We start from the raw sequence: 12,631 nt of genomic DNA on the forward strand, positions 1-12,631 counted from the left end.
CGTTCTCAGAGACCCGTTATTTGTCGAACAAATAATGGTTTACCAGATTTTCCAGCAATTCCTGATGACCGCTCTGGTGCACTGGCGCCAGGTTGTGTTGTTCAGCGTACTGCGCAATTTCTGTCAGCGTCATCTGGCCTTTCAGAATTTGCTGGCCCAGCTCACCATTCCAACCGGCATAACGTTTAGCCACACGCTGATCCAGGCCACCGTCTTCAATCATACGGGCCGCAATTTTCAGCGACAGCGCCATGGTATCCATCGCGCCAATATGACCATAGAACAGATCGTATTTATCGGTGCTCTGACGACGTACTTTGGCATCAAAGTTCAGGCCGCCGGTAGTGAAACCGCCCGCTTTCAGGATTTCGTACATCACCAAGGCATTCTCTTCTACGCTGTTCGGGAACTGGTCGGTATCCCAGCCCAACTGTGCGTCGCCGCGGTTGGCATCGACAGAGCCAAACAGACCCAGCGCGATAGCAGTGGCGATTTCGTGATGGAACGAATGGCCTGCAAGCGTAGCGTGGTTGGCTTCGATATTCAGTTTGATCTCTTTTTCCAGACCGAACTGCTTGAGGAATCCGTACACGGTCGCCGCATCGTAGTCGTACTGGTGCTTGGTCGGTTCCTGCGGTTTCGGCTCGATAAGCAAAGTGCCCTGGAAACCGATTTTGTGTTTGTGTTCCACGACTAATTGCATGAAACGACCAATCTGCTCACGTTCCTGACGCAGATCGGTATTCAGCAGTGTTTCATAACCTTCACGGCCGCCCCACAGAACGTAGTTTTCTCCACCTAACTTGTGCGTGGCATCCATGGCCGTAACCACCTGCGTGGCGGCCCAGCTGAACACTTCTGGATCTGGGTTTGTGGCCGCACCCGCACCGTAGCGTGGGTTAGTGAAGCAGTTTGCTGTTCCCCACAGCAGCTTCACGCCGCTCTGTTCCTGTTTTGCCGCCAGCACATCAACCATCTGCGCAAAGTTGTTTTTGTACTCTTTCAAAGACGCGCCTTCCGGCGAAACATCCACGTCATGGAAGCAGTAGTAAGGCACGTTCAGCTTGTGGAAAAACTCAAATGCCACATCCGCTTTGCGTTTCGCCAGCGCCAGAGCTTCACCAGGCTGCTGCCATGGACGATCGAAAGCGCCCATACCGAACATATCCGCCCCGTTCCAGCAGAAGGTATGCCAGTAGCAGGCCGCAAAACGCAGATGATCTTCCATGCGCTTGCCCAATACGATTTCGTCAGGGTTGTAATGGCGAAATGCGAGCGGGTTGGTGGATTGAGTGCCTTCGAAACGAACACGATCGAGTTGGTCAAAATAAGCCGGCATAATAAGCTCCATAATCAGGTAATACGGCAAGTAAACTGCGATATGGCTATACTGGAATTTCCTGATTTATTGCTCAATTACGTTATTTCACACCGCCATTAAGAGAATACCCAAACGTGCGCTGGCTCCCAAAAAAACGCGCTAAATAAAGAAATAAAAAAGCGATCGCGATCGAAGGTTAGTCATTAAACAAAAAACCGTAATGCGCAGATAAAAAATGACAATTGTCATCCCGCGACCAGTATGTAAATTTTGCGTAGCCTCAGGCAATCAGGAATTTTGTCACGCTTCATCAAGCAGTCGTACCTGCGGTTTTGCTAGTATCGACAGGCCCACGTTAACCTTTCCAGGACAGGTTCTTATGTTTGATAAACGTCACCGCATCACTCTGCTATTTAATGCCAATAAAGCCTACGACCGCCAGGTGGTAGAAGGTGTGGGTGAATATTTACAGGCATCGCAATCCGAGTGGGATATATTCATTGAGGAAGATTTCCGCGCCCGTATCGATAATATTAAAGACTGGTTAGGCGACGGCGTTATTGCTGATTATGACGATGATGATATTGCGCAATTACTTGCCGATGTTGAAGTTCCCATCATCGGCGTTGGAGGCTCCTACCATCTGGAGCAAGATTATCCACCGGTACATTACATCGCCACCGACAACCACGCGTTGGTAGAAAGCGCTTTCCTGCACCTGAAAGAAAAAGGGATTAACCGCTTTGCGTTCTATGGTCTGCCATCGTCAAGCGGCAAACGCTGGGCCGCGGAACGTGAATATGCGTTTTGCCAGCTGGTTGCCAAAGAGAAGTACCGCGGCGTTGTCTATCAGGGGCTGGAAACCGCACCGGAAAACTGGCAGCACGCGCAAAATCGTCTGGCGGACTGGCTACAAACACTACCGCCGCAAACCGGTATTATCGCCGTTACCGACGCGCGGGCACGACACGTCCTGCAAGTCTGCGAGCACCTGCATATTCCAGTACCGGAAAAGCTGTGTGTGATTGGGATCGACAACGAAGAACTGACCCGCTATCTGTCACGGGTGGCGCTTTCATCCGTGGCTCAGGGAGCCAGGCAGATGGGGTATCAGGCCGCTAAGCTCTTACATCGTTTACTGGCAAATGAAGAGCTGCCGCTGCAACGTACACTGGTTCCTCCGGTGCGCGTCATTGAACGCCGCTCAACCGACTACCGTTCATTAACCGATCCGGCGGTGATTCAGGCGATGCACTTTATCCGCAACCATGCCTGTAAAGGTATTAAGGTTGAACAAGTGCTGGATTCAGTGGGGATTTCTCGTTCGAATCTGGAGAAACGTTTTAAAGAAGAGGTCGGAGAGACTATCCACGCCGTGATTCATGCCGAAAAGCTGGAAAAAGCGCGCAGCCTGTTGATATCTACCACACTTTCAATCAACGAAATCTCACAGATGTGCGGCTATCCGTCTCTGCAATATTTTTATTCGGTCTTTAAGAAAGAGTATGACACGACGCCCAAAGAGTATCGCGATGTGAACAGCGAAGTGTTGCTGTGAGGATTATTGCCGGATGCGGCGAAGCCGCCATCCGGCACACAGAATTACATATGCGCGGCGATTAAACGCTGGTTATCCTGATACATTGCGAACAGATAATTGTTGTAGCTCTGTCCTTTAGTGGAATAACCCTTCAGCTTATGAATCATCGCGGTAGCGGTGACTTCCTGATCGGCTTTACGCAGCTGCGCACGTGACTTACGGAATGAAGAGTAAGCCGGATGCGTGTTCAGGTTGATGACGTAAGCATTCACCGACTCTTTCACCGATTCAAACTGTGAGTAGCCTTTCACCTTACCCGGGGCATTGTTACAACGACCTTTGCCACATTTCATGCCAAACAGGTTGTTGTTGCTACGCGCCAGCTTCGACGTACCCCAGCCACTTTCAGCCGCAGCCATGGTTGCCACCATACTGGTCGGGATAATGTCTACGCGCTCAAGCAGCGTATTCCATGGGATTTTACGCGTGTTGCCAGACCAGCTCACCTTGTAGCGCTTCGCGATATCCTTCATACGCGTACGCTCAGTCGGTGACCAGCGGTTCTGGTACTGTTTTGAAATCAGCCAGTTACGGTCCGCCGTAATGGCAGCATTTTGACTGGTAATATAAGGCATAACCGTCCGGAGAAACGCTTTTTTCCTTGGTGTTCCGGAAGGGTATTTTCGCAAATCAGGAAGTGAACTACTCTTTGCACTATTGCGAGAATACTCTTGTTTACTGCTTACCTGTGTATTACTTGTCTTGATTACCTGGGGCTTGTGACTCGTTGTCGCCGTGTGTGTCTTTGCCAGCACCTCACCCGAAAATGCAACGGTGAGTAACATAAGAATCATTGCCCCATATCGTCGAATGGGAGTCAATATCATTAGGTCTCCTGGTCGGATTTATACATTCCAACACCTTATATTTTTCACAAAAATGAGAGATGAATCTCAAATCATATCAAAAATAGCCGTCAAGAGCACCCAAAGGAATAGTCCAATTCTGAAACCATGTCACGCATTAACGGTTCAGGGTGCGATTAATTCGAAGAAAATGTGGAGGTTATCGCAAAATGAGTTCATTTTTTGCGCGCGATCGCTCACCCTCACTTCTCCTCCTGGCGGAATCGACTCAAAGGAGGAGTTTCCGGCCTGATTTCACTGGCAAACTGGCGAAAATCGCAGCACCAAGGACAGCATTATGAAACTTGCCGCCGTTGCGCTGGCGCTCATGCCCGGCATTGCCATCGCCTCATCATGGACTTCTCAGGGACTCCCCACCTTCGAAGCGGAAGGTACGGGTAAATTCGTCAGCCATGCAGCGTTGACGAAGGGTACGCGTCCTTTAATCCTAAATTTTGACCAACAGTGCTGGCAGCCTGCTGATGCGATAAAACTCAACCAGATGCTGTCGCTAAAACCGTGTGAAGGCGCCCCGCCGCAGTGGCGCTTATTCAAAGACGGCGATTACACACTGGAAGTGGATACCCGCTCCGGAACGCCAACGTTGATGCTCTCGGTAAAAAGCGCCGCAGACCCTGTCACGACCCAGATTCGCCAGTGCCCGAAATGGGATGGTTCGCCGTTAACACTGGATGTGAGCCAGACCTTTCCGGAAGGTGCCGTGGTGCGCGATTTCTACAGCCAGAAAACGGCAACGGTAAAAAATGGGACAATTACCCTACAGCCTGCCGCAGCCAGTAACGGACTGTTGCTGCTGGAACGGGCGGAAACCGATGCCCCGGCCGCTTTCGACTGGCATAACGCTACGGTGTATTTCGTCCTGACAGACCGCTTTGTAAATGGTGACCCGAGCAACGACCACAGCTACGGTCGGCGCAGCGATGGCATGCAGGAAATTGGCACCTTCCACGGGGGCGATTTACGCGGTCTTGCCAGCAAACTCGACTATCTGCAACAACTGGGCGTCAATGCGTTATGGATCAGCGCGCCGTTTGAGCAAATCCACGGCTGGGTCGGCGGTGGCACCAAAGGCGATTTCCCCCATTATGCTTACCACGGCTATTACACTCAGGACTGGACCACGCTCGATGCGAATATGGGTAATGAAGCTGACCTGCGTGCGCTGGTTGACGGCGCGCACCAGCGCGGCATTCGCATCCTGTTTGATGTCGTCATGAATCATACCGGCTACGCCACGCTGGCGGATATGCAGGAGTATCAGTTTGGGGCCCTGTACTTGTCGGGCGATGAACTGAAAAACACGCTCGGTGAACGCTGGACGGACTGGAAGCCAGCCGCCGGGCAAAGCTGGCACAGCTTTAATGATTACATCAACTTCAGCGATAAAGCAGGCTGGGAAAAATGGTGGGGGAAAAACTGGATCCGCACCGATATTGGTGATTACGACAATCCGGGTTTTGACGACCTGACCATGTCGCTGGCTTTCCTGCCCGATCTGAAAACCGAATCCACCACGCCTTCCGGGCTGCCAAACTTTTATCAACACAAACCGGATACGCACGCTAAAGCTATTGCTGGTTATACGCCCCGCGATTATCTGACCCACTGGCTCAGCCAGTGGGTGCGTGATTACGGGATTGACGGGTTTCGGGTCGATACCGCCAAACACGTCGAACTTCCCGCATGGCAGCAGTTAAAAACACAGGCCAGCGCGGCGCTGGTTGAATGGAAGAAAGCGAACCCGGATAAAGCGCTTGATGACAAACCTTTCTGGATGACCGGCGAGGCCTGGGGTCACGGCGTGATGCAAAGCGACTATTACCGTCACGGCTTTGATGCGATGATCAATTTCGACTATCAGGAGCAGGCGGCAAAGGCCGTCGATTGTCTGGCAAATATGGATGTCACCTGGCAACAAATGGCTGAAAAACTACAGGATTTCAACGTCCTGAGCTATCTTTCCTCGCACGATACGCGCCTGTTCCGCGAAGGTGGAGACAAAGCCGCCGAGCTATTGCTGCTGGCGCCAGGCGCGGTACAACTCTTTTACGGAGACGAGTCGGCCCGGCCCTTTGGACCAACAGGTTCAGACCCATTGCAGGGTACGCGCTCAGAAATGAACTGGCAGGATGTGGCCGGGAAATCTGCCGCTAGCGTCGCTCACTGGCAGCGCATCAGTCAGTTCCGGGCCAGACATCCCGCCATCGGTGCTGGTAAACAGACCACGCTGACATTGAAGCAGGGATACGGATTTATCCGCGAGCATGGCGACGATAAGGTGATGGTGGTGTGGGCCGGTCAGCCCTGATCCCAACAGGCTTCCCGCTGTGCATACAGCGGGAAGCCCAACACAAAATAAAAAACCAGCCAGGCAAACATCTGCAGCACAAAACATCAATCCAGCTCGTTCCCCCTGATTTGCACCCTGCCATAGGTAGCGCTATGGTTAGCCACTTTACTACTCAGTTCGACAGACCCCCTGCTATGACATTCTCACTTTTTGGCGACAAATTTACCCGCCATTCAGGCATCACCCGCCTGATGGAGGACCTCAACGACGGTTTACGCACCCCAGGCGCCATCATGCTCGGCGGTGGTAATCCGGCGCAAATTCCAGAGATGCAAAATTACTTCCAGTCTCTGCTGGCAGATATGCTGGAAAACGGCAAAGCCACTGATGCGCTTTGCAATTATGACGGTCCGCAAGGGAAAACCGAGCTACTGTCTGAACTGGCGAAACTGCTACGTGAGAAACAGGGTTGGGATATCGAGCCACAAAATATTGCACTGACAAATGGCAGTCAGAGCGCGTTTTTCTACTTATTCAATTTGTTCGCCGGACGCCGCGCTGACGGAACAACGCAAAAAGTGTTATTCCCGTTAGCGCCGGAATACATTGGCTATGCAGATTCCGGGCTGGAAGAAGATCTCTTCGTCTCAGCACGTCCGAACATTGAGCTGCTACCGGAAGGCCAGTTTAAGTATCACGTTGATTTTGAACACCTGCACATCGGTGAAGAGACAGGGATGATCTGCGTATCGCGCCCCACTAACCCGACAGGCAACGTGATCACCGACGACGAGCTGATGAAGCTGGACCGGCTGGCCAACCAGCATGGGATCCCGCTGGTGATTGATAACGCCTATGGCGTACCGTTCCCTGGCATTATCTTTAGCGAAGCACGCCCGCTGTGGAACCCCAACATTGTGTTGTGCATGAGCCTTTCCAAGCTGGGTCTGCCAGGTTCCCGCTGCGGTATCATTATCGCGAATGAAAAAATCATCACTGCGATTACCAATATGAACGGCATCATCAGCCTTGCACCTGGCGGGATGGGACCGGCGATGATGTGCGAGATGATTAAACGTAACGATCTGCTGCGCCTGTCCGAAACGGTTATCAAGCCGTTTTACTATCAGCGCGTTCAGGAGACGATTGCGATTATTCGCCGCTACTTGTCTGAAGATCGCTGCCTTATCCATAAACCTGAAGGCGCGATTTTCCTGTGGCTATGGTTCAAAGATTTACCGATCACCACCGAACTGTTGTATCAGCGTCTGAAAGCGCGCGGCGTACTGATGGTTCCTGGTGACTACTTCTTCCCGGGGCTGGATAAACCCTGGCCGCATACCCATCAGTGCATGCGGATGAACTACGTGCCAGAGCCGGAGAAAATCGAAGCTGGCGTGAAGATTCTGGCGGAAGAGATCGAACGCGCCTGGCTGGAAGGCTAACGCAAACCCGACCCAGGTGCGGGTCGGGCTCACTTCACAGCGGCTGTGAACGCAGGCGCTGGCGCTGAATACTGACGGCATCAACACACTGCAACGCGCTGGTCGGGCAGGCTTCGACACACGCTGGTCCCGCCTCGCGATGCCAGCACAAATCGCATTTTATCGCCTGCGCCCGCGACGAACGGGCAACGACATTCATTGCCCCAAACGGGCAGGCCAGCATACAGCTTTTACAACCAATACAACGTGCCTGTTCAACGAAGATATGCCCATGTTCACGACGAATGGCGTGAGTTGGACAAACATTCGCACAGGGAGCGTCTTCGCATTGATGGCAGGCGACCGCCGTGGTAAAGGCGTCGTCTTTGATGACCCGAATCCGCGGTATAAACGCAGAAGAAGAGACCGAAGCACAGTCCTGATTTTGCTGATGCGCGACGACGCAGGCAACTTCGCAGGTACGACACCCAATACATTTTGCCGCATCCGCCATAATAAACGCGTTCATTGCCCCCTCCCTCTGCGTGAAAACCACAGAGTGCCAGAGAGACCGCCCCTGACGCTTTGATCGGACAGGGGAAACGGTTAAATACTGTCAGGTGACTGAACGACTTTGGGGATTGCCTGCAATTTTTTAGGCCGGGTAAGCATAGCGCCACCCGGCGATCCTCATTTACGCCGAATTAATATGCTCTTTGCAGTAGCGCCTTTTCCACGCCGCAGGCGTCAGGCTGGTATGCTTACGAAAGATTTTACGAAAGTAACCCACATCATTAAATCCACATTTAATCGCCACTTCGGTAAGCGACAGCGAGTCACTGATCAACAGCTTTTCTGCCGCCCTTACCCGCTGGCGATGCAATGCTTCAGTTAGCGTCAGCCGGAAAGCGCTCCGGAATACACGCCCCAGATAATCCGCATTGCAATGCAGCTCTTTCGCCAGAGTTGAGGCACTAATCGGCAGGTGGAACTGGGTGTGGATTATTTGTTGCGCTTTCCATGCCAGCGCATTACCGGGGCTATCTGCGGGTTGCTCGCTAGCCGCCGCGGAGATTTGCTGCAAAATCAGCAGTAGGATCAGTTCCAGCGCAACGCTGCGATGAATATTTTCCTGCTCACGTAAGAACTGGCGAAACAGCGAAATAATATATTGTGGCTCGCTAACCCGGGCATGCTGAGGAATCGCAAGCAACGGTTCTGTAAGTGAAGCATCGTTTTCTGCTGTCACCTCAAAGTGTAGCCAGTAAAATTTCAAATCAGCCGGAAACTGTCCCACACCAATATGCGAACGCTGCGGCCATAACAGCAAACTTTCTCCAGCATTCACGCAAAAAACGGTCTGACCTTCGCGAATCGTTAATGTCCCTTTTTCGACAAAGATGATTTCCCAGGATTGCAATTGCCGCGCCGGATGGCTTCCCACACCTCGGGAAATAAATAGCCCACCATTTTGCACTTTAATCGGAAGAGACATGGATAATTCGAGCATATATATTCAAATTCCCGCTTTTTGCATTATTTAAACTGCTCTTTATTATTGATTATTCACGATAAACTTGCTTTTCGCTGGATCGAAATCACATTTTTATAATGAAGTCGGAATTGTCATCTTTTTATACTTTTCTCTTCCCTTGTTGACCCAAACATTTCGTGCAGAATAAATAACGTACTTTGCAAATTACAAACAAATAACCCGCAACGTAGCGGGATACTTTCTGAACATCCTCTCCGGGAGTTATTTATGACTTCGGCTCCGATTACGACATCTGATTTGGCACAGCGTGCCCAGGACGACAAATTATCCCTGCGTGAAAAAATAGGTTATGGGTTAGGCGATGCAGGCGGGACGGTAATTACCTGTCTGATCATGAACTTCCTGACATTTTTCTACACCGATGTCTTCGGGTTAACGCCCGCGCTGGTCGGCACATTGTTTATCGCCCTGCGCGTATTTGATGCCATTTCCGATCCGATAATGGGCATACTTGCCGACCGCACGCAAAGCCGCTGGGGGCGTTTTCGCCCATGGCAGCTGTGGGTGGCAATTCCCATTGGCATCATTGGCGTACTCACGTTTACCGTCCCTGACGCCAGCATGAGCGTAAAAATCGCCTGGGCATTCGGCACCTATCTACTGCTCTCTGTCGGCTATACCGCCATCAACGTACCGTATTGTGCGCTGATCAACACCATGACGACCCGCCATAACGAGGTGATCGCCTGTCAGTCCTGGCGCTTTGTGCTGTGCGGCGTGGCGGGATTCCTTGTCTCCGTTGGTCTGCCGTGGATGGTGGATATTCTGGGTCAGGGCAATGTCGCGCAGGGTTATCAGTTCGGCGTGGGCATCCTGTGCGCCATCGCTGTGGTGATGTTCCTGTGCTGCTTCTTCTGGGTTCGCGAGCGTGTACCGCTGGCGATGATGGGGAAATTTACCCTGCGTGAACACATTGGTGGGCTACGCAAAAATGACCAGTTGCTGCTGATGCTGGTGATGTCTTTCCTGCTGATTAACGTCTTCAATATTCGTGGCGGCGGGTACATGTATTTCATTACCTACGTGCTGGAAGGCAGTACCGCTTACACGTCGCTGTTTTTCACCATGGTGACCTTTGCGTCCATCATCGGTTCAGTGGTTGTCAGCCCGCTGACCCGCCGTATAGATACCGTCAAACTCTATTACTACACCAACCTGGTGCTGGCAGCCCTGGCAGTGATGATGTGGTTCCTGCCGACCGGTCCGGCTTATCAAACATTATGGCTGGCGGTTATTCTCGGCAACGGCATTATTCTGGGCTTTACGCTGCCTCTGCACTTCTCGCTGATGGCCTTTGCCGACGATTACGGCGAGTGGAAAACCGGCGTGCGTTCTTCCGGCATGAATTTCGCCTTCAACCTGTTTTTCATCAAGCTGGCCTGGGCCTCAAGCGCGGGGATCATCAGCCTGTTATTTATTTTTGTCGCCTATCAGCCAGGCGCTGGTAACCAAACCGCCAGTTCGCTGCAAGGAATTACCGCGATGGAGACGCTGCTTCCCGCGCTGTTCCACCTGCTGTTGGCGCTGTCTATCCGCATCTGCAAACTCAATAATCCGATGATGTCGCGCATTGCCACCGATCTGCGTCAGCGTCATGTACAGCCTTAAGGAGCACGAAATGAACGTACTGGAAGTCGACCTGCATAAGCTCACCGTCAGCGATCCGTTCCTCGGACAATACCAACAGTTGGTCCGTGATGTAGTGATCCCCTACCAGTGGGATGCGTTGAATGACCGCATTGCAGAGGCGGAACCAAGTCATGCGATAGAGAACTTTCGTATCGCCGCAGGACTGCAGGATGGCGAATTTTACGGCATGGTTTTTCAGGATAGCGACGTAGCGAAATGGCTGGAGGCAGTCGCCTGGTCCCTGTGCCAGAAACCTGATGCGGAACTTGAGAAAACCGCAGATGAGGTCATCGAGTTGGTGGCCGCTGCGCAGTGTGAAGACGGCTATCTCAATACATACTTTACAGTGAAAGCCCCGGATGAACGCTGGACTAACCTCGCCGAGTGTCATGAGTTGTACTGTGCAGGTCATTTGATCGAAGCAGGCGTCGCGTTCTTTCAGGCGACGGGAAAACGTCGTCTTTTAGACGTAGTGTGCCGTCTGGCGGACCACATCGATAACGTTTTCGGGCTTGGAGAGAATCAACTGCGCGGCTATCCGGGACACCCGGAAATTGAGCTGGCGTTAATGCGCTTATACGAAGTGACCCAGCAACCACGCTACATGGCGCTGGTAAATTACTTTGTGGAGCAGCGCGGCGCGCAACCCCATTTCTATGACGAAGAGTACGAAAAGCGTGGCCAAACCTCTTACTGGCATACTTACGGCCCGGCATGGATGGTGAAGGACAAACCCTATAGCCAGGCTCATCAGCCCATTTCAGAACAGCAAACGGCGATCGGTCATGCAGTACGTTTTGTTTATCTGATGACCGGCGTGGCGCATCTGGCACGCTTGAGTCAGGACGAAGGCAAACGTCAGGATTGCCTGCGTCTGTGGAAAAACATGGCCCAGCGTCAGTTGTACATTACCGGCGGTATTGGTTCACAAAGCAGCGGCGAGGCGTTTAGCAGCGATTACGATCTGCCTAACGACTCCGTGTATGCGGAAAGCTGCGCCTCAATCGGTCTAATGATGTTCGCCCGCAGAATGCTGGAGATGGAGGCAGACAGCCAGTATGCCGACGTGATGGAGCGCGCCCTGTATAACACCGTATTGGGCGGGATGGCGCTCGATGGCAAGCACTTCTTCTATGTGAACCCGCTGGAAGTGCATCCTAAATCATTAAAATTCAATCATATTTATGACCACGTGAAACCCGTTCGTCAGCGCTGGTTTGGCTGCGCCTGTTGCCCGCCGAATATCGCCCGCGTACTCACCTCTATTGGTCATTACATCTACACACCACGTCAGGACGCGCTGTATATCAATATGTACGTGGGCAATAGCATGGAAGTCCCCGTGGCGGATGGCTCGCTCAAGCTGCGCATTAGCGGGGATTATCCATGGCATGAGCAGGTGAAAATCGCCATCGAATCACCGCAGTCGATATATCACACCCTGGCCCTGCGCCTGCCAGACTGGTGTACCGCACCGCAGGTTTTACTGAATGGTCAGCCAGTTGAGCAGGATATTCGTAAAGGCTATTTGCACATCAGCCGAACCTGGCAGGAAGGCGATACGCTCAGTCTGACCCTGCCAATGCCGGTGCGTCGGGTGTACGGAAATCCATTAGTGCGTCATGTTGCCGGTAAGGTCGCCATTCAGCGTGGACCGCTGGTGTATTGCCTGGAGCAGGCCGATAACGGTGAGGAATTGCATAACCTGTGGTTGCCAAAAGAGAGTAAGTTCAGAGTATTCGAGGGTAAGGGATTGTTCAGCCATAAAATGTTAATTCAGGCTGAAGGCGTGAAGCAAAGTACTGCCGATGCAGCACAACAATCGTTGTGGCACTACGATGTTTCCCCAGCTTCGCGCCAGGCGCATACATTGACGTTTATTCCGTGGTTTAGCTGGGCGAACCGTGGTGAAGGCGAAATGCGTATCTGGATAAACGAGCAGTAAT

General features: G+C 52.2%; 9 protein-coding genes. 5 read left to right on the top strand and 4 right to left on the bottom strand.

Features of this window, described 5'->3' with window-relative positions; genetic code table 11:
* Positions 1-16: 16 nt before the first annotated feature.
* Positions 17-1,339 carry a xylose isomerase gene (gene xylA / locus SK38_RS21125; protein WP_048236992.1) on the bottom strand — a complete coding sequence of 441 codons (1,323 nt, stop codon included), beginning with the start codon at positions 1,337-1,339 and terminating at the stop codon, positions 17-19.
* Positions 1,340-1,700: 361 nt separating this feature from the next.
* On the opposite strand from xylA, the gene xylR reads away from it, so the two are divergent.
* Positions 1,701-2,879 carry a D-xylose utilization transcriptional activator XylR gene (gene xylR / locus SK38_RS21130; RefSeq protein ID WP_008786439.1) on the top strand — a complete coding sequence of 393 codons (1,179 nt, stop codon included), beginning with the start codon at positions 1,701-1,703 and terminating at the stop codon, positions 2,877-2,879.
* 44 nt (positions 2,880-2,923) lie between these two features.
* On the opposite strand, the gene SK38_RS21135 is transcribed toward xylR, so the two are convergent.
* Positions 2,924-3,748, bottom strand: a complete 825-nt coding sequence (locus SK38_RS21135; RefSeq protein WP_008786441.1) for a protein bax — start codon at positions 3,746-3,748, stop codon at positions 2,924-2,926.
* Positions 3,749-4,064: 316 nt separating this feature from the next.
* Between SK38_RS21135 and malS the strand changes: the two genes are divergently transcribed.
* Positions 4,065-6,095 (top strand): alpha-amylase, encoded by a 2,031-nt coding sequence (gene malS / locus SK38_RS21140; protein ID WP_048236993.1) that lies wholly within the window; start codon positions 4,065-4,067, stop codon positions 6,093-6,095.
* A 176-nt stretch (positions 6,096-6,271) separates the two neighbouring features.
* Entirely contained in the window at positions 6,272-7,522 is a 1,251-nt protein-coding gene (gene avtA / locus SK38_RS21145) for a valine--pyruvate transaminase (RefSeq protein ID WP_048236994.1), read from the top strand.
* A gap of 34 nt (positions 7,523-7,556) precedes the next feature.
* On the opposite strand, the gene SK38_RS21150 is transcribed toward avtA, so the two are convergent.
* Together SK38_RS21150 and SK38_RS21155 are read right to left on the bottom strand one after the other, a co-directional pair.
* A complete protein-coding gene (locus tag SK38_RS21150; protein ID WP_048236995.1) occupies positions 7,557-8,030 on the bottom strand; it encodes a 4Fe-4S dicluster domain-containing protein in 474 nt (157 codons plus the stop codon).
* 165 nt (positions 8,031-8,195) lie between these two features.
* Complete coding sequence (locus SK38_RS21155) at positions 8,196-9,011, bottom strand: helix-turn-helix domain-containing protein (RefSeq protein WP_003827350.1); 816 nt, start codon at positions 9,009-9,011, stop codon at positions 8,196-8,198.
* A gap of 252 nt (positions 9,012-9,263) precedes the next feature.
* On the opposite strand from SK38_RS21155, the gene SK38_RS21160 reads away from it, so the two are divergent.
* On the top strand, positions 9,264-10,664 hold the full coding sequence (locus SK38_RS21160) for an MFS transporter (protein WP_048236996.1): 1,401 nt from the start codon (positions 9,264-9,266) through the stop codon (positions 10,662-10,664).
* Between the two features lie 10 nt (positions 10,665-10,674).
* On the top strand, positions 10,675-12,630 hold the full coding sequence (locus tag SK38_RS21165; protein ID WP_048236997.1) for a glycoside hydrolase family 127 protein: 1,956 nt from the start codon (positions 10,675-10,677) through the stop codon (positions 12,628-12,630).
* The last annotated feature ends 1 nt before the right edge of the window (position 12,631 follow it).

The organism is Citrobacter sp. MGH110 (assembly GCF_001037515.1).
Lineage (GTDB): Bacteria > Pseudomonadota > Gammaproteobacteria > Enterobacterales > Enterobacteriaceae > Citrobacter > Citrobacter portucalensis.